At 56.4% G+C, this 25074-nt stretch carries 26 protein-coding genes and 1 other RNA gene; 22 read left to right on the forward strand and 5 right to left on the reverse strand.

All coding sequences use genetic code 11. From position 1 onward, the window contains the following. Positions 1-41: 41 nt before the first annotated feature. The 4 genes from ACR0DL_RS04380 to ACR0DL_RS04395 form a co-directional block, all read right to left on the reverse strand. Positions 42-473, reverse strand: a complete 432-nt coding sequence (locus ACR0DL_RS04380) for an ester cyclase (protein ID WP_480687751.1) — start codon at positions 471-473, stop codon at positions 42-44. A 100-nt stretch (positions 474-573) separates the two neighbouring features. Beyond that, positions 574-921, reverse strand: a transfer-messenger RNA (tmRNA) gene (gene ssrA, locus ACR0DL_RS04385). A 36-nt stretch (positions 922-957) separates the two neighbouring features. Next, positions 958-1320: a DUF4345 family protein gene (locus ACR0DL_RS04390; protein ID WP_170348631.1), complete on the reverse strand. Its 363-nt coding sequence runs from the start codon at positions 1318-1320 to the stop codon at positions 958-960. A 10-nt stretch (positions 1321-1330) separates the two neighbouring features. Beyond that, positions 1331-2062 carry a FadR/GntR family transcriptional regulator gene (locus ACR0DL_RS04395; protein WP_226688483.1) on the reverse strand — a complete coding sequence of 244 codons (732 nt, stop codon included), beginning with the start codon at positions 2060-2062 and terminating at the stop codon, positions 1331-1333. An 86-nt stretch (positions 2063-2148) separates the two neighbouring features. On the opposite strand from ACR0DL_RS04395, the gene ACR0DL_RS04400 reads away from it, so the two are divergent. From ACR0DL_RS04400 to ACR0DL_RS04485, 18 genes are all read left to right on the forward strand, one after another. Next, positions 2149-2940: a DUF2182 domain-containing protein gene (locus ACR0DL_RS04400; RefSeq protein ID WP_480687753.1), complete on the forward strand. Its 792-nt coding sequence runs from the start codon at positions 2149-2151 to the stop codon at positions 2938-2940. Between the two features lie 4 nt (positions 2941-2944). Continuing rightward, entirely contained in the window at positions 2945-3649 is a 705-nt protein-coding gene (locus ACR0DL_RS04405; RefSeq protein WP_170348634.1) for a DUF1326 domain-containing protein, read from the forward strand. Next, the gene (locus tag ACR0DL_RS04410; protein WP_480687755.1) at positions 3649-4155 is read left to right on the forward strand and encodes a DinB family protein; all 507 of its coding nucleotides are present in this window, start codon (positions 3649-3651) and stop codon (positions 4153-4155) included. Before ACR0DL_RS04405 ends, ACR0DL_RS04410 begins: the two co-directional genes overlap by 1 nt. Further along, the gene (locus ACR0DL_RS04415; protein WP_170358368.1) at positions 4156-5259 is read left to right on the forward strand and encodes a dimethylsulfoniopropionate demethylase; all 1104 of its coding nucleotides are present in this window, start codon (positions 4156-4158) and stop codon (positions 5257-5259) included. A gap of 99 nt (positions 5260-5358) precedes the next feature. Further along, positions 5359-6354, forward strand: a complete 996-nt coding sequence (acuI, locus tag ACR0DL_RS04420) for an acryloyl-CoA reductase (RefSeq protein WP_170348637.1) — start codon at positions 5359-5361, stop codon at positions 6352-6354. A gap of 186 nt (positions 6355-6540) precedes the next feature. Then, positions 6541-7104, forward strand: a complete 564-nt coding sequence (gene frr / locus ACR0DL_RS04425; RefSeq protein WP_170348638.1) for a ribosome recycling factor — start codon at positions 6541-6543, stop codon at positions 7102-7104. Between the two features lie 8 nt (positions 7105-7112). Beyond that, a complete protein-coding gene (locus ACR0DL_RS04430) occupies positions 7113-7844 on the forward strand; it encodes an isoprenyl transferase (RefSeq protein ID WP_170577549.1) in 732 nt (243 codons plus the stop codon). Further along, a complete protein-coding gene (locus ACR0DL_RS04435) occupies positions 7841-8623 on the forward strand; it encodes a phosphatidate cytidylyltransferase (protein WP_480687757.1) in 783 nt (260 codons plus the stop codon). The genes ACR0DL_RS04430 and ACR0DL_RS04435 overlap by 4 nt, the downstream gene beginning before the upstream one ends. Further along, complete coding sequence (dxr, locus tag ACR0DL_RS04440) at positions 8623-9795, forward strand: 1-deoxy-D-xylulose-5-phosphate reductoisomerase (protein WP_480687759.1); 1173 nt, start codon at positions 8623-8625, stop codon at positions 9793-9795. Before ACR0DL_RS04435 ends, dxr begins: the two co-directional genes overlap by 1 nt. A 4-nt stretch (positions 9796-9799) precedes the next feature. Further along, positions 9800-11152: an RIP metalloprotease RseP gene (gene rseP, locus ACR0DL_RS04445; RefSeq protein WP_480636579.1), complete on the forward strand. Its 1353-nt coding sequence runs from the start codon at positions 9800-9802 to the stop codon at positions 11150-11152. Between the two features lie 90 nt (positions 11153-11242). After that, complete coding sequence (locus tag ACR0DL_RS04450) at positions 11243-11371, forward strand: hypothetical protein (protein WP_302478224.1); 129 nt, start codon at positions 11243-11245, stop codon at positions 11369-11371. 127 nt (positions 11372-11498) lie between these two features. Next, positions 11499-13859, forward strand: a complete 2361-nt coding sequence (bamA, locus tag ACR0DL_RS04455; RefSeq protein WP_480687761.1) for an outer membrane protein assembly factor BamA — start codon at positions 11499-11501, stop codon at positions 13857-13859. A 126-nt stretch (positions 13860-13985) separates the two neighbouring features. Then, the gene (locus ACR0DL_RS04460; protein ID WP_368040129.1) at positions 13986-14450 is read left to right on the forward strand and encodes an OmpH family outer membrane protein; all 465 of its coding nucleotides are present in this window, start codon (positions 13986-13988) and stop codon (positions 14448-14450) included. 72 nt (positions 14451-14522) lie between these two features. Further along, a complete protein-coding gene (gene fabZ, locus ACR0DL_RS04465; protein WP_170375237.1) occupies positions 14523-14996 on the forward strand; it encodes a 3-hydroxyacyl-ACP dehydratase FabZ in 474 nt (157 codons plus the stop codon). Continuing rightward, complete coding sequence (gene lpxA, locus ACR0DL_RS04470; protein WP_480687764.1) at positions 14993-15778, forward strand: acyl-ACP--UDP-N-acetylglucosamine O-acyltransferase; 786 nt, start codon at positions 14993-14995, stop codon at positions 15776-15778. The genes fabZ and lpxA overlap by 4 nt, the downstream gene beginning before the upstream one ends. A gap of 4 nt (positions 15779-15782) precedes the next feature. Continuing rightward, positions 15783-16577: an LpxI family protein gene (locus tag ACR0DL_RS04475; RefSeq protein ID WP_170348646.1), complete on the forward strand. Its 795-nt coding sequence runs from the start codon at positions 15783-15785 to the stop codon at positions 16575-16577. Beyond that, positions 16577-17734 (forward strand): lipid-A-disaccharide synthase, encoded by a 1158-nt coding sequence (gene lpxB / locus ACR0DL_RS04480; protein ID WP_480687766.1) that lies wholly within the window; start codon positions 16577-16579, stop codon positions 17732-17734. The genes ACR0DL_RS04475 and lpxB overlap by 1 nt, the downstream gene beginning before the upstream one ends. Beyond that, positions 17734-18315, forward strand: a complete 582-nt coding sequence (locus tag ACR0DL_RS04485; RefSeq protein WP_480687768.1) for a cadmium resistance transporter — start codon at positions 17734-17736, stop codon at positions 18313-18315. Before lpxB ends, ACR0DL_RS04485 begins: the two co-directional genes overlap by 1 nt. Here ACR0DL_RS04485 and mnmA read toward each other — a convergent pair. Then, positions 18312-19457, reverse strand: coding sequence for a tRNA 2-thiouridine(34) synthase MnmA (gene mnmA, locus ACR0DL_RS04490; protein ID WP_480687770.1), 1146 nt, complete (start codon positions 19455-19457; stop codon positions 18312-18314). The two genes, ACR0DL_RS04485 and mnmA, sit on opposite strands and share 4 nt — an antisense overlap. 129 nt (positions 19458-19586) lie before the next feature. On the opposite strand from mnmA, the gene sciP reads away from it, so the two are divergent. From sciP to recG, 4 genes are all read left to right on the forward strand, one after another. Then, positions 19587-19880 carry a CtrA inhibitor SciP gene (gene sciP, locus ACR0DL_RS04495; protein WP_170358393.1) on the forward strand — a complete coding sequence of 98 codons (294 nt, stop codon included), beginning with the start codon at positions 19587-19589 and terminating at the stop codon, positions 19878-19880. Positions 19881-19962: 82 nt separating this feature from the next. Beyond that, on the forward strand, positions 19963-20679 hold the full coding sequence (gene ctrA, locus ACR0DL_RS04500) for a response regulator transcription factor CtrA (RefSeq protein ID WP_170348651.1): 717 nt from the start codon (positions 19963-19965) through the stop codon (positions 20677-20679). A gap of 119 nt (positions 20680-20798) precedes the next feature. Further along, complete coding sequence (gene ligA, locus ACR0DL_RS04505; protein WP_480687772.1) at positions 20799-22925, forward strand: NAD-dependent DNA ligase LigA; 2127 nt, start codon at positions 20799-20801, stop codon at positions 22923-22925. Further along, the gene (gene recG / locus ACR0DL_RS04510; protein WP_480687774.1) at positions 22922-25012 is read left to right on the forward strand and encodes an ATP-dependent DNA helicase RecG; all 2091 of its coding nucleotides are present in this window, start codon (positions 22922-22924) and stop codon (positions 25010-25012) included. The genes ligA and recG overlap by 4 nt, the downstream gene beginning before the upstream one ends. The last annotated feature ends 62 nt before the right edge of the window (positions 25013-25074 follow it).

The following is a 25074-nucleotide window of genomic DNA, read 5'->3' on the forward strand; positions in this document are numbered from 1 at the left end:
TACGGCTAAGCGCCAAAGGGGTCAAGATTGCCTGAACCGTGTTACACCCAATCGAGCCTTTGACCTGTCATGCAGACAGGCAAGGTGTCTTGCGGAAACTGCCCGAGTTGTTCGAACAAAGAGATGAAGTCGAATTGGTTATAAGCCTCGACCATGCGACCGTCCTTGACCCGCGCGAACACACTGCCCGTGGCCTTTAGCGGGGCGCCATTGTCGGCCCGCGTCGTGCTGACATGCAAAATGGCAGAAACCCAGTCCCCATCTTCGACGATCTTTGGAATTTCGACCTTGATGTCCCCAAGAACGTGACGAAACGCCATGACCAGATCGCGGAAATCATCCGCGCCGACCTGCATTTCGGGGATCAACCCTTCGGCCATCGTATCAGCGCTAAAATACTGATCTATCGCATCAAGGTTCCCGTTTTCCCAAACCTCGGAATACCATCCTTTGACGACATCTGTATGGGACATCCCGACTCTCCTTTTTCTGTCGGGGTCAGCATGAGACCAAAGGGTGAATAAACTCTAAACGTGAACAAGATCAGGGTTAAACAGCAGACATTAGGGAGAAAATGCAGGTTTCTGTTGCCAGGTACCTGCGAACCCCGCCTTACGCGGCTAGGCGCAAGGACTTAAGTTTCGGTCTTGTTACTGCTTACGCAGCAACTGCAACCGGAGCACGATTGTCGTTTGCAATTGTACTATTTTCGCCGGTAACGGTGGCAGACAGCCGAGACAAAGCTAACCCCTTTAGACGTTCGTCGATCCTATTTCGGCCCCAAAATCCTCAAACGAAGGATGGTTGGTGGAGCCGCCGGGTACCGCCCCCGGGTCCGATCCGCTTATTACGAGCGCGTTTATGTCCATAGTCCCGAAAGACATATCCTATATAGGTGAGCGCGCGCGTGGATGCAAACTAGGAATTCCAATCTACGCTTGCTTTAAAAACAGATGCTTACGCAGCCCTGTTGATGTTCGCCAAGATCAACCACAGCGCCAGGGCCAATTCGATTCCTCCAAATGTCATGGCTTTGATGAGTGGCGGATTATCAAAAATGACCGAGACAAACCTCCCAAGCGCCGCGCCCGCATAAACAACGCCCAACATGGCATAAGCCATAGGATTGTTCAGCCACAGCACCACCGCGCCGGTTACGACAAATAGCCCACCGACTGATGCGCGCATCTCGCTGAGACCCATGTTGCTGTCGGTTGGTGTCAAATCCAACGAGGCCGCAGTGAACGCGGGCGCCAGAAATCCGAAGAGGCCAAAACCTATGGTCAAGAGGGCGGCAATTACGTTCAGCGCTGTTGTCATCTGTCCCTCATCAAGCAGGTTTACGGTGTTGCTGGGCGACATCCTGGGCCAGCTTACGGGTGTATTCTTCTAGCTCAACTAGTTTTGCATCTACCTTTGCCGCATCCCTTTCTTCCAGCGCATCGGCAATCTGATTGTGCAAGGAGATGATTTGTTCACGCGATCGGGCGGTGAAGGTGATCATGTTCATCAAGGGCTGCATGGCCTCGACAGCGCCGGCCAACTGGTAAGAGAGCACCGGGTTGTCGGCACCATCTACCAAGGCCCGATGGAATGTGACGTCTGAAGCGCAAAAGGCCTCATCCGAAAGCCCAGGCTGTGCCTGACGGAAAATCTCGGCCCGCATGGTGGCCAGTTGATCCGAAGTACGGCGTTGCGCAGACAAAGGCGCGCAGGCGCGTTCCAACGAAAATCGGGCCTCGCAGGCAGTATCAAAGCTGACCTCATTCATCGACAATAACAGTGTTGAGGTTGTGATTTGCTGCGAATGCGCATCCTCAAAGCTGATCCGATTAACAAAAGCCCCCCCGCTGGCACCCCGCTGCGTTCGGATCAAGGATTGCGCGGCTAGACGTTTCAATGCCTCGCGCACCGTGGGGCGTGAGACCTGAAACTGATCGGACAGTTCTGCCTCGGACGGCAAACGCTCATCCACGATCAATTCACCCGAGATGATGGCATCACGGATGGCCTGCGCGATTTGCGCAGACAAATCGGCGGGTTTTCGTGGGTCGATTTTCATATTCCGGGGACCGTTGGTAAGATTTTATTTGTCTGACATTTAAAAGTCTGACATTTGAATTGCAAGGACTGAGTCGGGAGGGACGCATGAGTCGCGCAGTTCTACGCAGCGGTTTGTGGCTTGGGTTTTACAGCCTGATTCTGTGGGCCTGGTGGATGATGTTCACCATGAGCCGCGGAATGGATCTGGATTGGATCGGGCGCCCCGGCCCAATGGGGCAAGCGATGGCCGCCATGGATCCGCGCATGGATATGTACATGCCGATGGCCGAATTTAGCCCGCTGTTCTGGATGTGGGCCATCATGATGGCCGCAATGATGTTGCCGACCCTTGTGCCGACCTTGCGCAGCTATGATGACCTGATCCGCAGCGCCAATGGCACACGAGCTGGTTGGCTGGGCGTTCTGGCGGGGTATTTCATCGTCTGGGTCGGGTTCGCGGCGCTGATCACGGGGGTTCAGCTGGTTTTACTGTTCGGTGGCGTTGTCGACATGCTGGGCATCGCCAAATCCAGCTTTGTGGCCGGTGGTTTGATGATCGCAGTTGGCGCTTTTCAGTTCACCCGCGCGAAAGAGGTCTGCCACGGAGTTTGCCACGCGCCCATGACTTATTTTCTAGTTCATTGGAAAACCGGTTTCACAGGCGGGTTGCGCATGGGCCTGGGGCTGGGTGCCTTTTGCGTCGGATGTTGTTGGGGCTTTATGGCGCTGGGTTTCGTTGGAGGCGTCATGAGCTTGCTTTGGATGGGGTTGGCGACGCTGTTCATGGTTTTGGAAAAATTGCCTCAGATCGGTCACGCAGTGACGCGACCAATGGGGTTTGCTCTTGTTTCAGGGGGAATTCTCCTGTTGATCTATCCCTTTATTTTCGGAGGATAAGTATATGGCTAAGAACAGAAAACCTGAAGCCGACAGGTTGCCGATCAGCCAACGTATCGACAGTCGTATGCCAAATCCCAAGCGGCGTGAGATGAGCCCGACTGATTGGGTCATCAAGGGAGAGTTGATCCTCAACTGCTCGTGCGATGTGTTTTGCCCCTGCGTTGTATCGCTGGGGGCGCATCCTCCGACCGAAGGGCATTGCCACGCGTGGATGGGGGTCATCATCGATGAAGGCCATTACGAGGGCGAGGACCTGTCGGGTTTAAACGTTGGTCTGCTGGTCGATATTCCCGGTCGCATGGGCGAGGGCCAGTGGAAAGTCGCGGCCTATGTCGATGAACGCGCTAGCGGCAAGGCCTATAACGGTCTGCTGCAAATCTTCAGCGGGCAGGCTGGCGGTACAACTGGTCTGTTCACCATGCTGGTCAGCGAGATCATCGGGGCCGAGCGGGCCCCTGTCCAGATCGAACGCGATGGCAACAAGCGCCGCATTGTAATCGGTCGCAAGATTCAGGGCGAGATTGAGATGTTGGCGGGTAAAGACCCCGAGCATCCGGTGATGGTTTCGAACTCGAAATACTGGATGGGACCGGATATCATCGTAGCGCGTGGAACCAAATCCAAGGTGCGTGATTACGGCCGCGTCTGGGATTTCGGCGGTAAATCGGCCGAGATTTGCCCGATTGACTGGCATGGACCAAAATAATGATCACCGGGGCCTATGCACAGGAAATGGCGCGGTATAATCAATGGCAGAACAGCCAGTTGTCCGCTTTTCTTCAAGATCTGACGCCCGAGGAGTTAGCGAAAGATTGCGGCGCTTTTTTTGGCTCGATCATGGGGACTGCTAACCATCTTTTGTGGGGTAACTGGATTTGGATTTCGCGTTTTGATCAGGGCGATGGTCCAGGTGGCGGCATTCCGGAAAGTGTGTCCTTTTGCGCTGATCTGGCCGAGTGGTTGCCGCTGTGCAAAACAGTCGACGCCCGCATCTCCAATTGGGCTGGATCGCTTGAAGAGGACCTTCTGACTGGTGAATTCACATGGTTCTCGGCGGCAAAAGAAGCTGACGTTACATTGCCTTACGCGCAATGCGTCATCCATATGTTCAACCATCAGACCCATCATCGCGGGCAATTGCACCAAATGCTGACCGAGACCGGATCAGCCGCACCTGTTAGCGATTTGGTGTTTATGCCAAAGGAGGTTTGAATGCCGCAAATTTCCTTATCCCGCCGGTTGCGGCGCACGCCCTTCTCAGACGGTGTCGAGGCTGCGGGAGTTAAAGCATACACGGTCTATAACCGCATGTTATTGCCCACAGTTTTCGAAAGCGTCGAGGCAGATTACAGGCATCTGAAGTCCCACGTTCAGGTCTGGGATGTTTCCTGTGAACGGCAGGTTGAGCTGCGCGGCCCGGACGCGGGCAGATTGATGCAAATGCTGACGCCGCGTGATCTGCGGGGGATGCTGCCGGGGCAGTGCTTTTACGTGCCCATCGTCGATGAAACCGGTGGGATGCTGAACGATCCTGTGGCGGTGAAGTTGTCCGATGATCGTTGGTGGATTTCCATTGCTGACAGTGACCTGCTTTTTTGGGTCAAAGGGGTCGCCAACGGGTATCGGCTGGATGTTCTGGTGGATGAACCCGACGTATCGCCCTTGGCGGTTCAGGGGCCCAAGGCGGATGACCTGATGGCGCGCGTATTCGGGGATCGCGTGCGGGATATCCGTTTTTTCAAATTCGATATGTTTGAATTCGAAGGGCGTGACCTGGCCGTGGCTCGGTCGGGTTATTCGAAACAGGGTGGGTTCGAGATCTATGTCGAAGGCACTGAAATAGGCATGCCATTGTGGAACGCCCTTTTTGCGGCGGGTGAGGACCTGCAGGTGCGGGCGGGTTGTCCCAACCTGATCGAGCGGATCGAAGGTGGTTTGCTGTCTTATGGCAATGACATGACCGACGACAACACGCCGCACGAATGTGGTTTGGGCAAGTTCTGTAATACTCACACCGCGATTGGGTGTATCGGTCGGGATGCATTGTTACGTGTGGCTAAGGAAGGCCCGGTACAGCAGATTCGTCCAATTGCGATTGAGGGCAACGCAGTACCGCCCTGCGACCGACCGTGGTCTGTGTTCGCAGGTGGAAGGCGTGTGGGGCAGGTGACCTCAGCCGCGTGGTCCCCGGATTTCGGGACGAATGTCTCAATCGGCATGCTGCGATTAAGCCACTGGGAAGCAGGAACGATTGTCGAGGTTGAAACACCAGACGGCATGCGCCGCGCCACAGTGCAGGAGCGTTTCTGGATCTAAGGGAGGGTTTGGGCGTCGCCCTCGTCGCTACACGGCGCACCCGAACTCATTCAGCCAGGCGTAGAACGGCCTGGCGCTAGGAAAACGAAAGGAAATCGGATGTTCAACGCATTGGTGATGGAAAAGGATGAAGAGAGCGGCTTGGCCAGCCCCTCGGTCAAGCAGTTGTCTCTGGATGATTTGCCAAATGGTGACGTGACCGTGGCGGTCGAGTATTCGACGGTGAATTACAAGGATGGTTTGTGTACGTCGCCAAAGGGTGGCGGGCTGGTGCGCAACTACCCACATGTACCGGGCATTGACTATGCCGGGACCGTCGAAGCGTCATCAGATGACCGCTATAAGCCCGGTGACAAGGTAGTTTTAACCGGCTGGCGCGTGGGTGAGGCGCATTGGGGCGGGTATTCGCAGAAAGCCAATGCACTGGCCGATTGGTTGGTGCCCTTGCCCGATGGCTTGGATGCTCGCCAGGCAATGGCTGTAGGCACGGCCGGATTTACTGCGATGCTGGCTGTGATGGCGCTTGAGGATCACGGAATGACACCCGATCACGGGCCGGTTTTGGTAACCGGGGCCGCAGGTGGGGTCGGATCTGTGGCCACGGCCATTCTGTCCAATCTTGGCTACGAAGTGGCAGCTGTTACCGGTCGACCCGAGGCGGGGGATTACTTGAAATCTCTTGGGGCCAGCACAATCGTCCCGCGGGAAGAGCTGAACGAAACCACCAAGCGGCCTCTGGAAAGCGAAAGCTGGGCTGGCTGCGTTGATGCAGTCGGAGGAGAGATGCTGGCGCGCGTCCTGGGGCAGATGAAATACGGCGCCTCGGTCGCGGCTGTGGGGTTGGCGGGTGGTGCTGCTTTGCCTGCGACGGTCATTCCATTCCTTCTGCGCGGCGTAAATCTGCTGGGCATCGACAGCGTGATGCAGCCTTATGAAAATCGCGTCCGGGCGTGGCAACGTATCGCCACCGATCTGCCGATGGATAAGCTTGAGGCAATGGTTCAGCCAGCAACCCTCAACGATCTGCCGCAACTGGGCGCCGATATTCTGAAAGGTCAGGTCAAAGGCCGCGTCGTCGTTGACGTAAACGCCTGATCGGAAAAGCTTCCTTTAGACCGGCCGACTAGGATGTCGGCTGGTCTGTTTGGTATTTAATCAACCGAAAAAATGCTGAAGACACCTCTGGTCAATGGCGCATTTCCACATCATCATTGCTATACATCCCAATTGCGATGGCTTAGAAGCCATGCAAACAGCACCTGAATACGGGGAGTGAGCAGCATGTCTGACGATTTCGAACTGGATACCGATGATCTGAAACGGCGCATGGAAGGCGCCATGGCCAACCTCAGAACAGAATTCGCCTCGCTTCGGACCGGGCGGGCGTCGGCCTCGATGCTTGAGCCGGTGATGGTGGATGCCTATGGCTCGATGACTCCGATCAATCAGGTTGGGACGGTGAATGTACCCGAACCGCGCATGGTGACCGTCAACGTCTGGGACAAGGGTCTGGTAGGCAAGGTTGAAAAGGCGATCCGCGAAAGCGGGCTGGGGATCAATCCGCAGCTGAACGGTACGATCATCATGCTGCCGATCCCGGAACTGAACGAAGAACGCCGCCGCGAATTGGGCAAAGTTGCCGGGCAATACGCTGAACACGCCCGTGTCTCGATCCGGAATGTGCGCCGCGACGGGATGGATCAGGTCAAAAAAGCCAAAGCGGACGGTATGTCCGAGGATGATCAGAAATTCTGGGAATCCGAGGTTCAGGACCTGACCGATGAGATGATCAAATCTGTAGACGCCGCGCTTGAGACCAAGCAGGCCGAGATCATGCAGGTCTGAGACAGGGAATGCTCAACACCCCTCATACTTCGCCCGCGCTTGGGCCGCGCCATGTCGCTATTATCATGGACGGAAATGGTCGCTGGGCGCAGGCGCGTGGTCGGCCAAGACTGTTCGGACACCACGCCGGGGCGCGGCGCGTGCGCGAGGTGGTTGAGGCCTGCCCGGAACTTGGAATCAAATACCTGACGGTTTTTGCCTTTTCGACTGAGAATTGGAAACGCACGCAGGCTGAGGTTGCCGGGCTGATGAGCCTATTTCGGCGCTACATCATCAAAGAAACCCGGACTCTGAAGGAAAATGGTATCCGGGTTCGGTTCATTGGGGATCGCGTTCGATTGGACGCCAAGCTGATCGCCTTGATGGACGCGCTGGAAGAAGAAACCAAGAACAACGATCTGGTACACCTGACGGTCGCCCTGAATTACGGCGGTCGGGATGAGGTTGCGCGGGCCACCAAACGTCTTGCGCTGGACGTAGCCGAAGGACGGTTGCGCCCCGAAGAAGTTGATGAAGAAACTCTGCCCAAGTATCTGGACACGCATGTTCTTCCTGATCCCGATCTGGTTATCCGGACCAGTGGTGAGGCGCGGATATCCAACTTTCTGCTGTGGCAATCGGCCTATTCCGAATATGAATTCATCGACACGCTCTGGCCGGATTTCACAGCGGCCGAGCTGGAACGGCTGTGTCGCAACTTTGGCTCTCGCGAGCGCCGGTTTGGGGCAGTGCGGGTATGAGCGACGGCCGATGGTCTGACCTAAGCGCCCGGATTCTGTCCGCAGCCGTTTTAATTGCCATCGGTTCGGTCGAGGTTTGGCTGGGCGGCCTTTGGTTCGAAGCATTCATCGCAATTGCCTGCGGTTTGATGACCTGGGAGCTGGTGCGGATGATCGATCCGGACAAGGTCGGCGTGCGCGTTCAGCTTGGCATTCTGACCGGAGTGGCCGTCTTGATCAGCTACCACGTGCCGCCGCTTTTTAAGCTTCCGGTTCTGGTGGCTCCGGCTTTGGTTGGGGCGGGGCAGGTCGGTCGTTCGAAAACGATTTATGCGCTATTTGCCGTCTGGATTGCGGCATCTGGTCTGGGCTTCATCTCTATCCGCGAGACGATGGGTTTTGGCTGGATGGTTTGGCTGATTTCGGTGGTCGTGGCGACGGATGTCGCCGGGTATTTTGTTGGCAAAACCTTTGGGGGCCCTAAGTTCTGGCGCAAGGTCAGCCCCAAGAAAACATGGTCGGGCACTGCCGGAGGCTGGGCCGCAGCAGCCATCGTGGGGGCTGTTTTTGCGATCTATGCCGGATTTGGGTTCATGTTTGTTGTGACTTCGGTTTTGGCCTCGATGGCCAGTCAAGCCGGAGATATCGTCGAAAGTGCGACCAAACGGAAATTTGGGGTCAAGGACAGTTCGAACCTGATCCCGGGACATGGCGGATTTCTCGACCGGTTTGACGGGATGATGGGGGCGGCCTTGTTCGTTCTGATCGCGGGTTTGATTTACTCCCCCGGGGGCATGTAATGCGCAGAGTTTCCATTTTCGGCGCGACCGGATCGGTCGGACAGAACACAATCGACCTGATTGACCGGAATCCGTCGGCCTATGACGTGGTGGCATTGACCGGCGGTGCAAATATCGAAAAGCTGGCCGACGATGCACGCCGACTGCAGGCTGATTTGGCCGTGACCGCGCATGAGGATCAGCTCGAGGACCTGCGTGCTGCACTATCCGGCAGCGGTGTCGAGGCTGCGGCCGGACAGGTTGCGCTGACCGAAGCGGCAGCGAGGCCAGCGGATTGGGTCATGTCGGCCATCGTCGGTGCGGCCGGATTGCCACCGGGTCTTGAGGCATTGAAACAAGGTGCGACCCTAGCCCTGGCAAACAAGGAAACGCTCGTTTGTGCCGGACCGTTGGTGTTGGAAACGGCGCGAAAACACAATGCCCGACTTTTGCCGGTGGACAGCGAACACTCTGCCGTGTTCCAGGCGCTGGTGGGCGAAGATATGGATGCAGTTGAACGGATCATTATCACCGCCAGCGGTGGCGCGTTCCGCGATTGGCCGTTGCGCGATCTGGTCAATGCCACGGTCGAGCAAGCCTCGAGCCATCCGAACTGGGATATGGGTCAGCGGATCACCATAGATAGCGCTTCGATGTTCAATAAAGCGCTCGAAGTGATTGAAACGCGGGAATTCTTTGGTGTTTCCCCTGATCAGATCGAAGTGTTGGTGCATCCCGAATCCATCGTGCATTCGCTGGTTGGGTTCAATGACGGCGCGGTCATGGCTCATATGGGCGCACCGGATATGCGCCATGCAATTGGCTATGCGCTGCACTGGCCGGATCGGCGCAAGCTACCGGTCGAACGTCTGAACCTGGCGAAACTGGGTCAGTTGCGCTTTCAGGACCCAGACGAGACCCGCTATCCAGCGCTGCGCCTCGCCCGTAACGTGATGCAGCGCGGCGGTCTGTCAGGTGCGGTGTTCAACGCCGCGAAAGAGCGGGCGCTGGACCTGTTCATCGCACGCCGGGTCAGTTTTCCAGAGATGGCCCAGATCGTTGAAAGTGTATTGGACAGATTTGAGACGTCAGACGGCCTTCTTGATGCCTCTTTAACCCTTGATAACGTACTGCAAACGGACCATCTGGCACGTAAGTGGGCAGAAGAAGCCGTGATGCAGCAAGCAGGATAGAAACTTGGACGTAATCTCTCTGATCCCTCAATTCGGCAACTTGCTTTATACCATCGTTGCCTTTGTGATCGCCCTGTCCGTCATCGTCGCGGTACATGAATACGGCCATTATATCGTCGGTCGTTGGTCCGGCATCCATGCCGAGGTGTTCTCGGTCGGGTTTGGCCCGGTATTGTGGAGCCGTATCGACAAACGCGGAACACGTTGGCAGATCGCAGCCTTGCCTTTCGGCGGGTATGTCAAATTCCTTGGGGATGCCAACGCCGCATCCGGCAAGGACGAAGGCGCGATGCAGGAAATCACCGAGCAAACCCCCGAAGAGCTGCGCCGCACCATGCACGGCGCGCCCTTGTGGGCGCGGGCAGCTACCGTTGCCGCAGGGCCGGTGTTCAACTTTGTGATGTCCATTGTGGTGTTTGGCCTGATTTTTATGTCTCAGGGCGTTACGCGCGATCCTTTTACAGTCGGCGAATTGCGCTCGTTGCCTGGTTCGGTGCAGGAATTGCAGGACGGGGATGAAATCGTCGCAATTGCGGGTCTTCCCGTTCCTGATTTTGATCAGCAGGGGGCCTGGTCTGATTTTACGGATGCACTGCCTGTTGAACCGGAGTTGGATTACACGGTGATCCGCGATGGGCAGACACTGGATGTATCCGGCCCCTGGTTGTTCCCGGCGCTGATCCAACAGGTCGTTCCACGCAGTGCAGCCATGGATATCGATCTGAAGTCGGGCGACGTTATCACGGCCGTCAACGGCGATCCTATCTTTGCCTTTGAGCAGCTCAAAGAACATGTAGAGGGATCGGACGGCAAGGTTCTGTTGCTGAACGTTTGGCGCGACGGGGCCGAGCTTGAATTTGCCTTGGCCCCGCGTCGCACGGATGAGCCGCAGCCGGAAGGTGGCTTTGTGACCCATTGGCGCATCGGGATTGTGGGTGGAATGGCTTTGGAACCAGCGACGGAACCCGCGGGCCTTCTGGCATCTCTATCCGGCGGTGTGCAGCAGACCATTCGTATCGTTGACGGCTCTTTGTCGGGCGTCTGGCATATGGTGACGGGGGCGATCAGCACCTGCAACATTTCCGGCCCCATCGGCATTGCGGAAACTTCGGGCGCTATGGCCAGTCAGGGTGCTCAGAATTTCATTTTCTTTATTGCCGTTCTGTCAACCGCCGTAGGTTTGCTGAACCTGTTTCCCATTCCGGCATTGGATGGGGGCCATCTGGTATTCTATGCGTATGAGGCTATTGCAGGCAAACCACCCAGCGACGGTGTACTGCGCGTGCTTATGGGGGTTGGCGTATCGTTGATCCTTGGACTTATGGTCTTTTCGGTTACGAACGATCTGTTCTGCTGATTGTGGCATCGATCACAAGAAAATGCCCCAATTCCGCCCCAATTCCAACTTAGGTTAATAGCCGGTAGTTGAACCGTGTCAGAGGTAGTTATGACAAAGGCCCTGCGTAAATCCGCCAAAAGCTTTGGGTGCTTGTTCGTGTTGAACTGGGATACATTGCTGTTCTTCGGTGTGACTGCCGTGGCAATCGGCGGTTGGGCCTATTTGATCACTATGTGATTCTTAAGACCTGTTATTGAAACTACACAAGGCGGCCTACGGGCCGCTTTCTGTTTTGGTCTTTTGACAAGGCTAAATATTCTCGCTAATCAGCTTTAAAGTCCAAAAATATTGGGTAGTGAAAAATATGACTGATAGGCGAGGCGCGGGCACATCCTGCGGTGGGCAGAAGCCGAAAAACAAGATTTTGTGGCGGTCACTAACGTTAATATTCCTTCTTACATTGGTAGGTTTTGTACCGTTTCCGCAGGCCGCGTGGGCGCAAAATTTCGTCTTTAATTCGTTCGATGTCGAAGGCAACCGACGTATAGAAACCTCGACCATTATTGAACGTACCGGAATCGAGCCGGGCCAGTCGGTCACAGCGGGCGAATTGAACGATGCCTATCAGCGTTTGCTTGACAGTGGTGTTTTTGAGACAGTCGAATTGACGCCGCGTGGCAGCACGCTGGTGATCGAAGTTGAAGAATATCCGACAATCAATCAGATCAGCGTTGAAGGTAACCGCCGCGTAAAAGATGACGTGCTGCTTGAAGCGATCTCATCAGAGCCACGCCGCGTCTTTACACCGCAAGTCGCGGAGGCTGACGCCGACCTGATCGCCGAGATCTACTCGTCTCAGGGACGGGTGTCTGCAACGGTCATTCCCCGCATCATTCGCCGCAGTGACAACCGTGTCGATCTGGTATTCGAGGTCGCAGAAGGGACCACGATCGAAGTCGAGCGTGTGAGTTTTGTCGGCAACCGAGCTTATTCTGACCGGCGCCTGCGCAGGGTTCTGGAATCGAAACAGGCGAATATCCTGCGGACGTTTGTCAGCAGCGATACTTTCATTGCTGACCGGATCGAATTCGACAAACAGGTCATTCGGGATTTCTATTTGTCGCGTGGTTATGTCGATTTCCGCGTGAACAGCGCAAATGTGGAATTCACTCGCGAGCGCGACGCTTTCTTCTTGGTGATGAACATCACCGAAGGTCAAAAATTCTCATTTGGGCAGATCAGCACTGTCAGCGAAATTCCGGGTGTGGATCCTGCTCCGTATCAGGATGCACTGAAAATTCGACCGGGAGTGACTTACACTCCGATGCTGATCGAAAACTCGATTGCGCGGATGGAACGTCTCGGCATCAAGCAGGGCGTCGATTTCCTGCGTGTGGAGCCGCGCGTGACGCGCAACGCACGTGACTTGACGCTGGATGTGCAGTTTGTTCTGACCAAAGGCCCAAGGATTTTTGTCGAGCGGATCGATATTGAAGGCAACACAACCACGCTTGACCGCGTGATCCGTCGTCAATTCGATACGGTGGAAGGTGACCCCTTTAACCCGCGTGAGATCCGTCAGGCCGCCGAACGTATCCGGGCCTTGGGTTTCTTTGCTGCGGCCGATGTCGAACCGCGCGAAGGGTCTTCGCCCAGCCAGGTGATTGTGGATGTGGATGTAGAGGAACAGCCGACGGGTTCGCTGAGCCTGGGTGGTAGCTACTCGGTTTCTGATGGTTTCGGGGTTGCGATTGGCCTTCAGGAATCTAACTTCCTGGGACGCGGGCAAACAATTGGCGTCAATTTGTCGACTGCCCAGGATGCCGAACAATACACGTTGAACTTCTCAGAACCTTACCTGCTGGGGCGCAAACTTCGGTTTGATCTGGGATTGGGTCTGTCGACGACCAATTCAAGCTTTGCCAGTTATGACACCGAGACGCTATTCTTCCGGCCTCAGTTGAGCTATGCGATTGGCGAGTTGTCATCCCTGCGTCTGCGCTATGGTTGGCAAAACAGCGAAATGACCCAGCAAGGTGACGAAACTAACGGTGCAGTCATTTCTTCGGAAATTGATCAGGGTGAGCGTACCACCAGTTCTCTTGGCCTCTCATATGTTTATGACAGCCGGATCGGAGGTCTGAACCCGAATGCAGGCGTCCTGTTTGAGGCCGGTATCGATGCTGCAGGACTGGGCGGCGACAACGAATACTTCAAGACGACGGCCCGTGGTGTCGCCCAGACACGTGTCTGGAACGAAGAAGTTGTTCTGCGTGCGTCGATGGAAGTCGGTGCGCTGCACTGGAGAGGTGATGATTTCAGCCGCACTATCGACCGCTTTGTTCTGGGACCCAGCATCTTCCGCGGGTTCGAGCCCGCGGGTCTTGGTCCGCGCGACTTGTCCAACGGACAGGATGACGCGATCGGGGGCAATTACTATTGGGTTGCGCGTTTGGAGTCGGATTTCCCGCTGGGTCTGCCCGAAGAATTCGGCCTGCGTGGCGGCGTGTTCTACGACTTTGGTAACTTGTACAATCTTAACGACGTCAATACGACCGGTGCCGATATCGTCGGCGAAGACGGCTCGATCCGCCACGTAATTGGTGTGTCGGTTCTGTGGGAAACGCCGTTTGGTCCGCTGCGCTTCAACTTCTCGAAAGCGTTGAAAAAGGAAGACTTTGACAAAGAGCAGAATTTCGACCTGACGGTTCAGGCTCGGTTCTGATCCTGAATGTTGAAAAGTGTGTTCATGAAACTGCAGGGCCCTTTATGGGCCCTGTGTGTATTTCTGACTCTTGTCTTTTCGGAGCCAGTAGCAGCCCAACAATTGGGGGTTCCGCAAAGCAGCGTGGTGACGTTGTCCAGCGAGCGTTTGTTTGCTGAATCTGCCTTTGGTCAACGTGTCCTTCGAGAGATCGAGGCCGAAGGCGTTCTATTAGGGGAAGAAAACGAACGGATCGTGGCCGAACTGAGCCGAGAGGAAAAGGTTCTGACGGAACAGCGTGCGACCATGACGGCTGAAGAATTTCGCCCCCTGGCCGATGCCTTTGACGAAAAGGTTCAGTCGCATCGGGAGGGGCAGCGCGCAAAACTGGACGTGTTGGCACGACGCAGTGAAGAGGCTCGGCAGATGTTTCTGGAACTTGCACGGCCGGTTTTGATTGACCTGCTACGCGAATCCGGCGCTTCGATCATTATTGAACGATCCAGCGTTTTCCTCAGTTCGGATCGAACCGATATCACCGATGCCGCCATTGCGCGGATCAATGCGGCGATCGGCGACGGCAGTGCCGTTGAAAATGGGGCCAGTGAATAGGTTTGCTTGCCCTTAGGGCGCGGTATTGCTAACCACGCCGCAAACAGAAATCCAGAATGGGACTACAACACCATGAGCACGGAAACCCAAAGCGCCGACATCCAGTTGATCCAACGGATTTTGCCGCACCGCTATCCGTTTCTGCTGGTCGACAAGGTGGTTGATATCTCGGGTTATCAATCGGCCGTTGGCATCAAGAATGTCACAATGAACGAACCACATTTTCAGGGCCATTTTCCCGGAACGCCGATCATGCCCGGCGTGACCATTGTTGAAGCGATGGCGCAAACTGCAGGTGTGATGCTGGGCGTCGGTATGGACGTGATCGACAGCGAACTGCTGATTTATTTTATGAACATCGACAAGTGCAAATTCCGCCGCAAAGTGATCCCTGGCGATGTGCTTGAAATGCACGTGGAAACCGTGCGGGGTAAGAAGGGTGGCAAGATCTTCAAATTCAGCGGCCGGGCGACGGTTGATGGCGAAGTCGCAGCCGAAGCCGAATTTTCGGCCTATGTCGACTGGGACATGGAAAAGACAACATGAGCGGCATCCACCCAAGCGCAATCATCGAAGACGGTGCGCAGATCGGTGAAGACTGCATCATCGGGCCGTTCTGTTTTGTCGGCAGTCAGGTCAAACTGGGTGATCAGGTTGAACTTAAGTCCCATGTCGTGGTGACCGGCGACACCCAGATCGGTGATAAGACCGTGATCTTCAATTTCTCGGTGATCGGAGAAATTCCGCAGGACCTGAAGTTCGGGGGTGAGGATACGCGACTTGAGATCGGCAAGCGTAACCGCATTCGTGAACATGTGACGGTGAATACCGGAACCGAGGGCGGCGGCGGTGTGACCCGGATCGGCGACGATTGTCTTTTGATGGCAGGTGTGCACGTGGCGCATGACGTTCAGATCGGAGATCGTGTGATCATGGTGAACCATTCCGGCGCGGCAGGTCACTGTGTCATCGAGGATGATGTGATCGTGGGCGGAATTTCCGGCCTGCATCAATGGGTGCGCGTGGGCCGTGGCGCGATCATCGGCGCACTGACTATGGTGCCCAATGACGTGATCCCATATGGCCTGGTTCAGGCGCCTCGGGGTGAGTTGGACGGACTGAACCTGGTTGGTTTGAAACGGCGCGGTGTCTCGCGCGAGGATATCTCGGCCCTGCGTGCTGCGTTCCGCGAATTGTCGACTGGCGATGGCACGTTCATGGAACGCGCGCACCGGGTAGGTGTGGACAACGAAAGCGAATATGTGCAGCGGATCGTGGATTTCGTGACCGGGCAATCCGATCGCTCGTTCCTGACACCGAGGAAATAAACTAATGCTGGCATTGATTGCTGGAACAGGCGCATTGCCGGGCGAAGTGGTTGCCCGTCTTTCCGACCGTCCGCTGATCTGCGCGATGGAAGGTTTTACGCCTGACGCTCTGATCGCGGATATCGTCTTTCCATTGGAACAGCTGGGAAGCTTCCTTGCAGATTTGAAAGCGCGCGGCGTGACCCAGATCTGCATGGCTGGCGCGGTGCGCCGTCCCGCTATCGATCCATCGCGGATTGATGCGGCCACGATGCCTCTGGTTCCAGTACTGCAACAGGCGATGATGTCCGGGGATGACGGGGCATTGCGCGCCGTGATCGGCATATTCGAAAACTCTGGACTGACCGTTCGTGCCGCTCACGAAATTGCCCCGGCGTTACTGCCGGAACTAGGGTGCCTTACCGAAACGCAGCCATCCGAGGCTGAACTGTCCGATGCAGACAGGGCAGCGGGTATTCTACGGGCCATGGGAGCTGCGGATATCGGTCAGGCTTGTGCGGTGTCCAAAGGGCAGGCGCTTGCGGTCGAAAGCATCTACGGCACAGATTGGATGCTGCAATCTTTGACCCAACGACCGGATGCGGGGGGTGGCGTTTTGTTCAAAGCGCCGAAACCCGATCAGGACCGACGTGCTGACTTGCCGACCATTGGCCCTGGGACCGTTTCTGGTGCGGTGGCAGCTGGGCTAGCGGGTATTGTCATCGAAAAAGGTGGCGTGATCGTGTTGCAACAGGATCGTGTGATCGACGAATGCAACCGTCTGGGCCTGTTTCTGTATGTGCGTGAGCGGGCGATCTGATGCGCGTCTTCCTGGTCGCCGGTGAACCTTCGGGCGACCGTTTGGGCGGCGCCTTGATGGAAGGATTGCGCAGTCTCGTACCCGATATCCAGTTCGATGGCGTTGGCGGACCGCTGATGCAGGCACAGGGTTTGGACAGCCGCTTTCCAATGGCTGAACTGTCGGTGATGGGGCTGGTTGAGGTTTTGCCCAAGTTCTTCCACCTTAAACGCCGGATTGCCGAGACAGCTCAGGCCGTTCTGGATACGCTTCCCGATGTATTGATTACCATCGACAGCCCGGATTTTTCACTGCGCGTCGCCAAGCAGGTAAAAGCGCAGAGTAATATCAGAACGGTGCATTACGTCGCCCCCAGTGTCTGGGCATGGCGCCCCGGGCGCGCGGACAAGATGGCCAAGGTGATCGACCAAGTTCTGGCGTTGTTACCATTTGAACCGCCCTATATGGAACGTGCGGGGATGGAGTGTGATTTCGTTGGTCATCCGGTGGCCAGCGAACCGATAGCTTCGGATCAGGATATCCAGGATTTTCGCGCGACCTACGATCTGGGCGACGCACCGATCATACTGGCGCTTCCTGGTTCGCGTGGTGGCGAGATCGAGCGCCTGGCTCCGATCTTTGGTGAGGCGCTGCGCCTTTATCTGAATGAACGGCCGTGCGCACGTATTGTGGTGCCCGCGGTTGCGCATATGGTGGATACCGTCACCGAGCATATGCAAAGCTGGCCCGGAAACCCTGTTGTCGTCGATCCGCGCGAGATGCCTTCGGATCAGGCACAAGCACAAAAGCGGGTCGCGTTTGCGGCGGCAGAGTTGTCACTCGCCGCTTCGGGGACGGTTTCGTTGGAACTGGCCGCGCAATCGACGCCTATGGTGATAGCGTATAATCTGAACTGGCTGACCACTCTGATTGCCAAGCGGATGGTCAAGCTGGATACTGTAACGCTAGTCAATCTGGTGTCCGAGACCCGAACGGTCCCCGAGTGTTTGCTGGATGATTGCCAGCCTGAAAAGATAGCAGAGGCGTTGAAACAGGTCGCGGCTGCCCCCGATGCGCAGCGCGATGCCATGACCCTCACGATGGAACGTCTGGGGCGCGGAGGTGAGGCCCCCGGTTTGAGGGCCGCCCGAGCCGTTCTTGATCGGATGACTCCGTAATGCTGGATTTCGTGCTGTTCGGACTGTCTGCCTTTATGGCTCAGATTCTGACCAATCTGGACAATCTGGCGGCGCTGCTGGCGCTATCGCTGGTGTCGGGGGCCAAACGCGCGGTCTTTGGCTTTCTGCTTGCGCAGGGGGTCGTGATCAGCGCAGCGCTTTTGCTGGCGTTGGGGGTTGAGGATGTCGTGCCGCACTGGGCCGGGTATCTGGGTCTGATACCTCTGAGTTTGGGCATCTTAGCCTTGATCCGGCAAAGGCGGGGAACCGAGACTGAAACGCACGCAAATCTGGATACCGGGGCGTCGGTGATCATGGTCACGCTGCTGTTCATCAGCCTGTCGATGGATACGTTTGCCGTCCTTGCGCCTCTGCTGGCCGACTCGGCCCCCACGTTCAGAACGGCTGGTGTTATCGGGGCCGTGTTGGCGGCATTTGGTCTGGCAACCGTTGCGCTGTTAGGGGCCAAAGCGCCGTTCATGAGCGGCACGCTGGCCCGGCGGTTGGAACGGTTGGTTCCCTATGTGATGATTTGCGCCGGGCTCTATATCCTTAGCAACTCGTGGACGGACGCGATTTAGTACCCGCGCCAGATCCAGCCGCCGCCAAAGATACGGCTGCCTTCCGACGCGTAAAACACACAGGCCTGACCGGGTGAGACACCTTCTTCGGGCGTCAACAGCTCGACCTCGGCCGTAGTCTCGGACAAAGGCCGGATGATCGCCTCACGCGGGGGCCGTGTCGAGCGGACCTTGACCAGAACATGCCATTCATCTCGTGAGGTGAAGGGTTCATCCCCAAGCCAGTTGATTTCACGTACAGGAATGGTTCGGGTGGCCAGCATCTCTTTGGGGCCAACAACTACTTGTTTCGCATCGACGTCCAGCTTTACGACATATAATGGCTCGCTAAGGCCACCGATGCCCAGACCGCGGCGTTGTCCGATGGTATAGTGGATCACGCCGTTATGCTGCGCCAGAACGCGACCGTCCGCATGCACGATCTCACCGGGTTCTGCCGCACCGGGGCGCAGTTTTTCGATGACGCTGGCATAATTGCCGTTGGGCACGAAGCAGATGTCCTGACTGTCCGGCTTGTCCGCCACGGCCAGCCCGTATTGCGCGGCCATTTCGCGGGTGGCGTCCTTCGAGGGCAGGTGGCCCAGAGGGAAACGCAGGAAATCCAACTGCTCGGGCGTGGTCGAGAACAGGAAGTAGGACTGATCGCGGTTCGCGTCCTCGGCGCTATGCAACTCTGGCCCATTGGGACCCATTTTGCGTTGGATATAGTGACCGGTGGCCATGCAGTCGGCCTCAAGATCCTTGGCGGTCTCCAGCAAATCCTTGAATTTGACCCGTTCGTTGCAGCGGATGCAGGGCACAGGCGTTGCTCCGGCCAGATAGCTGTCAGCAAACTCGTCGATCACCGCGTCTTTGAAGATGTTCTCGTAATCCAGAACATAGTGCGGAAATCCGCGTTCCTCGGCCACACGGCGTGCGTCATGGATATCGATCCCCGCACAGCAAGCACCTTTCTTGGCCAGCGCTGCACCATGATCGTAAAGCTGTAGCGTTACACCAACCACGTCATAGCCCTGGTCGGCCAGGTGGGCCGCCACGACAGAGCTGTCTACGCCACCGGACATGGCAACAACCACCCGCGTTTCCGAGGGCGGTTTGGCAAAGCCAAGCGAATTGAGTTGGGTCTCGGCAGCGAGGGCCATGGTGATTCCAGTGCGGGTTAAGAAAGACCGGCAGAATATAGGAAAATTCTACACACTCTCAAGGGGCGGTTTCACTCAGCATTAAGTAGGGTGGTGTCAGCTTTGTCGCAGCACGAAGAGGGTCATAAAATGTTTTTGCACAAAGTTGAGGGTCCAAGATCCATAACCTTACCGGATGGAACGGTTTTATCGCGCGCCGATCTGCCGCCAAAGGATACGACACGCTGGGTCGCATCGCGCAAGGCAATCGTCGTGCGGGGAGTGGTTTACGGGCTGATCACACTGTCAGACGCCAAAAAGCGATACGGCCTTAGTGATGAGGAATTTAACGCGTGGGTTGCGGCCGTCGCAGAACACGGCACGGACGCTTTAAAGGTGACCGCGTTAAAAAAATATCGACAACCTAAGGGCGAAAGGGAATAAATAATTCAACGGTAACGTCAGATTAACCATTTTTGAGCAGGCTCAATTTGAATTGGTAAATTGACCCGAATTGGAGCAGTAAATGCGTATACTTCTTGTCGAGGATGATCCGACTACGTCCAAAAGCATTGAATTGATGCTGACACACGCAAACCTCAACGTCTATGCAACGGATCTGGGTGAGGAAGGTATCGATCTTGCAAAGCTTTATGACTACGATCTGATCCTGCTGGACTTGAATTTGCCGGACATGAATGGGCATGAAGTCCTGCGGCAACTGCGCATCGCTCGGGTGGAAACACCGATCCTGATCCTGTCAGGCGCAGACGACACGGAAAGCAAAATCAAAGGTTTTGGCTTCGGTGCCGATGATTATATGACCAAGCCTTTCCATCGAGAAGAGTTAGTGGCCCGAATCCATGCCATCATCCGCCGCTCAAAAGGGCATTCGCAATCCATCATACAGACCGGGCGTGTGGCTGTGAACCTTGATGCCAAAACGGTCGAAGTGGAAGGCAAGGCGGTTCATCTGACCGGTAAGGAATATCAGATGCTTGAGCTGCTCAGCCTACGTAAGGGCACCACGCTGACCAAAGAGATGTTCCTGAACCATCTTTATGGCGGCATGGACGAGCCCGAGCTGAAAATCATCGACGTTTTCATCTGCAAGCTGCGTAAGAAACTCAGCAACGCCACCAGTGGTGAAAATTACATCGAGACAGTTTGGGGCAGGGGCTATGTCCTGCGTGATCCGCAAAGCAACAGTGTTGACGAAACGCGGATGGCGGTTGGGGCCTGATTTTAACATGGCCGCCCGTGGTCCGGGGCGACCGCTTTCACTCACTGTACAGCACGTCTGGACCTGAACATGACCTCGCCCTATCACTGAGGTCCAAGACTAAGTGACAGGGCGAGGCCATGAGCAAATTGATTCCGGTATCTGACCTGACTGAACAGGCCGCGCGCGCTGAGTTGGCGCAATTGGCCGAACAGTTGGCGCGGGCAAACACGCTGTATTACGGCGAAGACGCCCCCGAGATTTCGGACGCCGAATATGATGCGCTCAAGCGTCGAAATGCTGAAATCGAAACGCGGTTTCCGCAACTAAAGCGCGCCGACAGCCCCTCGGATCAAGTCGGCGCTCGCGCGTCTGACGGTTTTTCGAAAGTCACCCATGCTGTTCGCATGATGTCGCTCGGCAATGCGTTCGACGACGAAGACGTGCAGGATTTTGACCGCTCAATCCGAAAGTACCTCGGGTTGGAAGCATCTAAACCTTTGTCTTACACGGCTGAACCTAAAATTGACGGTCTGTCGCTTTCCTTGCGGTATGAGAAGGGCAAATTGGTTCAGGCGGCCACCCGCGGAGACGGCGAAGTTGGTGAAAATGTCACGGCAAATGCCCGGACGATTTCAGATATTCCCCAAACCTTGGAAAATGCGCCGGACATTTTGGAAGTTCGGGGCGAGGTCTACATGTCTCATGAAGACTTCGAAAAGCTAAATGCGCGGCAGGAAGAGGCAGGTGAAAAGCCTTTCGCCAATCCACGAAACGCAGCAGCGGGTTCCTTGCGGCAATTGGATTCGTCCGTCACGCGATCCCGTCCATTGCGGTTCTTTGCCTATGCCTGGGGTGAGCTGTCCGAACCGTTGGCAGAAACCCAAATGAAGGCAATCGACCGGTTGCGCGGTCTTGGTTTCGCCACCAATTCCCTGACCCAGCTGTGTGAAACGACGGATCAGATGCTGGCGCATTACCGCGAAATCGAGGCCCAACGATCCACCTTGGGTTATGATATCGACGGCGTTGTCTACAAGGTGAACGATCTGTCCTTGCAGGGGCGTCTGGGGTTCCGTTCCACAACCCCCCGCTGGGCGATTGCGCACAAGTTTCCTGCAGAACTGGCCTGGACCCGACTTGAAGCGATCGACATTCAGGTTGGCCGCACTGGGGCGCTCAGCCCGGTTGCCCGGTTGCACCCGGTCACGGTGGGTGGTGTAGTCGTGTCGAATGCCACTTTGCACAACGAAGATTACATTGCGGGTCGTGACGCCAAAGGTGGTACTATCCGCGACGGCAAGGATATTCGGGTCGGTGATTGGGTGCAGGTATACCGAGCCGGTGATGTGATCCCGAAACTGGCCGATGTCGATATCTCGAAACGACGCGAAGGGGCAGAGCCGTTTCAGTTCCCCAAGACCTGCCCCCAATGCAACAGCGACGCGGTCCGCGAAGAGGGCGACGCAGTGCGCCGCTGTACCGGGGGTGTAATTTGTCCGGCACAGGCGGTTGAAAAGTTGAAGCACTTCGTTTCTCGCAAGGCCTTCGACATCGAAGGTTTGGGCGCCAAGCAGATCGAGATGTTTTACGATGACCCGGATCTGCCAGTCAGAACGCCGGTCGATATTTTCACCCTGCAGACACGCGACGCGGCAAACCTGAACAAACTGGCCAATCGCAAAGGCTGGGGGGCGCAAAGTGCGGGTAATCTGTGGGAGGCCATCGACGAGAAACGCAAAATTCCCTTTGGTCGGCTACTGTTTGCACTGGGCATCCGCCATTTGGGTGAGGCCGCGTCGAACCTGATCGCGACACATTATGGAAACTGGGGTGACTTTGAACGCGCCATTACCTCTGCGGCGGGGTTCGAAGGCTCCGAATGGGACGACTTGTTGGGCGTGGATGGCGTCGGCGAGGTTATGGCCCGCGCCCTCATATCAGCCTTCGCGCAAAAGGCCGAGCGCGCCAGCATTGATGCGCTGGTCGCCCAGCTGGACATACAAGAGGCGAAACGCCCCGACACAGCCGGCAGTCCGGTCGCAGGCAAAACGGTCGTCTTCACGGGCACGCTGGAAAAGATGACTCGCGCCGAGGCCAAGGCCCGCGCCGAGGCATTAGGGGCTAAAGTCTCGGGTTCGGTCAGCAAGAAAACCGACATTCTGGTTGCCGGCCCCGGTGCTGGCTCCAAGGCAAAGAAAGCCGCCGAACTGGGTATTGAAACATTGGATGAGGATGGTTGGTTACAGCTGATCGGAACCGCATGAGCGGGCGCCCAGAAAGCCTGTTTCCTCTGTTCGCGGGGTTGGAAACACTGGATGGGGTTGGGCCGAAGACAGCTCAGGTCTTGACCCAAGCGGGGACGGAGTCGCCGCGCGATGTGCTGTTCAGCCTGCCATATGCCGTCATTGACCGCCGTCGGCGCGATACGATTCAGGGTGTTGACCTGCCGACCACTCTGACAGTTGAAGTGACTGTTGGTACGCACCGGCCCGCCCGCAGTAAGGGCGGCGCTTACCGGGTGCATGTCGAGGATAGCCAGGCAGATTTCCAGTTGGTGTTCTTTCACGCGCGTGGTGACTACCTGAAGCGTATTTTGCCGGAAGGTTCACGGCGGGTGATTTCGGGCAAGCTCGAACTGTTCGATGGCATGGCGCAGATGGTCCACCCGGATCATATGGTGCCTGTGGAAGAGGCGCAGGAAATTCCGGATTTTGAACCGGTGTATCATCTGACACAGGGGATCACACAGAAAACGGCCTATAAGGCTGCCCGCAGCGCGTTGGCGCGGGCCCCGGAATTGGCTGAATGGATCGATCCCGCCCTGGTGGCTAAGCAAGGGTGGTCAGCCTGGGCCACTGCAATTGCAGTTGCGCATAACCCGCAGGGGGCAGATGATGTGGCGCCTCATGCTCCGGCACGGGAACGTCTGGCCTATGATGAGTTGTTTGCGCATCAATTGACGTTGGCCTTGGCCCGTCAGCGAGAGCGGAAAGCGCGGGGTCTGGTCAGTGTCGGAACGGGGGCTTTGCAGGCCAAGGTTCTTGCCAGCCTGCCATATCAACCTACCAAAGCGCAGCTGCGGGCCATTGACGACATCGGTGGCGATATGGCCTCGGACGCGCGTATGAACCGGTTATTGCAGGGCGACGTGGGTGCGGGCAAGACGCTGGTGGCCTTCATGGCTTTGCTCATCGCGGTCGAGGCCAAAGGCCAGGGCGTCATGATGGCGCCTACCGAAATTCTGGCCCGGCAACATCTGGAGGGATTGCGCCCGTTGGCCGAAGAGGCTGGGGTCGTGCTGGAAATCCTCACTGGCCGGGACAAGGGCGCGGAACGACGTGCAAAGCTGGCGGCGCTGAAGAATGGCGAAATTCAAATCCTGGTCGGAACTCACGCGGTTTTTCAAAGCGATGTTGAATTCAGAGCGCTCCGGCTGGCGATTGTCGATGAACAGCACCGGTTCGGTGTTCGGCAACGAATGGAGTTGTCGGAAAAAGGGCAGGGCGCGGATGTGCTGGTGATGACCGCCACTCCGATCCCTCGCAGTCTGGCCTTGGCGCAATATGGCGATATGGATGTTTCGGTGCTAGACGAAAAACCGCCGGGACGAAAACCCATCAAGACTGCCATCATCAGCACAGATCGCATGGACGACGTCGTTTCGCACCTACGTCGCGCGATTGATGAAGGACGTCAGTGTTACTGGGTCTGTCCGTTGGTCGACGAATCCGAAGTTTCGGACCTTACGGCAGCCGAAGAGCGTTTCAAGCGCTTGCGCGCCATTCTGGGCGAAGGAGTGGTCGGGTTGGTGCATGGCCAGATGCCATCGGTCGATAAAGATGCCGCCATGAAGGCCTTTCAGGACGGGCAAACCAAGGTACTGGTCGCCACGACCGTGATCGAGGTTGGGGTCAACGTGCCAAATGCCTCAATCATGGTCATAGAGCGCGCTGAGATTTTTGGGCTTGCGCAACTGCACCAGTTGCGCGGTCGCGTTGGGCGGGGCGAGGCGGATTCAACCTGTTTGTTGATGTATCAGCCTCCGCTCAGTGAAGGAGGACGCAAACGATTAGAAGTGCTGCGCGAAACCGAAGACGGGTTTCGCATTTCAGAAACTGATCTGCAGATGCGTGGTGCGGGTGATTTGATCGGGACAGCGCAATCCGGGTTGCCGAAATTTCGGATTGCGGACCTGGAACGTCAGGCTGGGTTGATGGCAACAGCGCAGACTGATGCCCGTGCGTTACTTTCTGCTGATCCCCGTTTGAAATCGGACCGGGGGCAGGCGGCACGTGTTCTGCTGTGGCTTATGAAACAGGATCAGGCAATCCGTTTGATTTCAGTAGGTTAGAAACTTTGTTCCACTAAGTTCACAAATGTTCTCAAAAAGTTCTTTACCGACTCATCAAAATA

The organism is Ruegeria sp. BB5 (assembly GCF_056539405.1).

Coding starts and splice junctions, on each gene's coding strand:
- bamA (WP_480687761.1), top strand. CDS start 11,499: ATGACTGATAGGCGAGGCGCGGGCACATCCTGCGGTGGGCAGAAGCCG.
- ACR0DL_RS04415 (WP_170358368.1), top strand. CDS start 4,156: ATGCCGCAAATTTCCTTATCCCGCCGGTTGCGGCGCACGCCCTTCTCA.
- fabZ (WP_170375237.1), top strand. CDS start 14,523: ATGAGCACGGAAACCCAAAGCGCCGACATCCAGTTGATCCAACGGATT.
- ACR0DL_RS04380 (WP_480687751.1), bottom strand. CDS start 473: ATGTCCCATACAGATGTCGTCAAAGGATGGTATTCCGAGGTTTGGGAA.
- ACR0DL_RS04485 (WP_480687768.1), top strand. CDS start 17,734: ATGCTGGATTTCGTGCTGTTCGGACTGTCTGCCTTTATGGCTCAGATT.
- ACR0DL_RS04435 (WP_480687757.1), top strand. CDS start 7,841: ATGAGCGACGGCCGATGGTCTGACCTAAGCGCCCGGATTCTGTCCGCA.
- ACR0DL_RS04390 (WP_170348631.1), bottom strand. CDS start 1,320: ATGACAACAGCGCTGAACGTAATTGCCGCCCTCTTGACCATAGGTTTT.
- ACR0DL_RS04400 (WP_480687753.1), top strand. CDS start 2,149: ATGAGTCGCGCAGTTCTACGCAGCGGTTTGTGGCTTGGGTTTTACAGC.
- lpxB (WP_480687766.1), top strand. CDS start 16,577: ATGCGCGTCTTCCTGGTCGCCGGTGAACCTTCGGGCGACCGTTTGGGC.
- lpxA (WP_480687764.1), top strand. CDS start 14,993: ATGAGCGGCATCCACCCAAGCGCAATCATCGAAGACGGTGCGCAGATC.
- ligA (WP_480687772.1), top strand. CDS start 20,799: ATGAGCAAATTGATTCCGGTATCTGACCTGACTGAACAGGCCGCGCGC.
- ACR0DL_RS04475 (WP_170348646.1), top strand. CDS start 15,783: ATGCTGGCATTGATTGCTGGAACAGGCGCATTGCCGGGCGAAGTGGTT.
- acuI (WP_170348637.1), top strand. CDS start 5,359: ATGTTCAACGCATTGGTGATGGAAAAGGATGAAGAGAGCGGCTTGGCC.
- ACR0DL_RS04395 (WP_226688483.1), bottom strand. CDS start 2,062: ATGAAAATCGACCCACGAAAACCCGCCGATTTGTCTGCGCAAATCGCG.
- sciP (WP_170358393.1), top strand. CDS start 19,587: ATGTTTTTGCACAAAGTTGAGGGTCCAAGATCCATAACCTTACCGGAT.
- ACR0DL_RS04430 (WP_170577549.1), top strand. CDS start 7,113: ATGCTCAACACCCCTCATACTTCGCCCGCGCTTGGGCCGCGCCATGTC.
- dxr (WP_480687759.1), top strand. CDS start 8,623: ATGCGCAGAGTTTCCATTTTCGGCGCGACCGGATCGGTCGGACAGAAC.
- ctrA (WP_170348651.1), top strand. CDS start 19,963: ATGCGTATACTTCTTGTCGAGGATGATCCGACTACGTCCAAAAGCATT.
- ACR0DL_RS04410 (WP_480687755.1), top strand. CDS start 3,649: ATGATCACCGGGGCCTATGCACAGGAAATGGCGCGGTATAATCAATGG.
- mnmA (WP_480687770.1), bottom strand. CDS start 19,457: ATGGCCCTCGCTGCCGAGACCCAACTCAATTCGCTTGGCTTTGCCAAA.
- frr (WP_170348638.1), top strand. CDS start 6,541: ATGTCTGACGATTTCGAACTGGATACCGATGATCTGAAACGGCGCATG.
- ACR0DL_RS04405 (WP_170348634.1), top strand. CDS start 2,945: ATGGCTAAGAACAGAAAACCTGAAGCCGACAGGTTGCCGATCAGCCAA.
- recG (WP_480687774.1), top strand. CDS start 22,922: ATGAGCGGGCGCCCAGAAAGCCTGTTTCCTCTGTTCGCGGGGTTGGAA.
- ACR0DL_RS04450 (WP_302478224.1), top strand. CDS start 11,243: ATGACAAAGGCCCTGCGTAAATCCGCCAAAAGCTTTGGGTGCTTGTTC.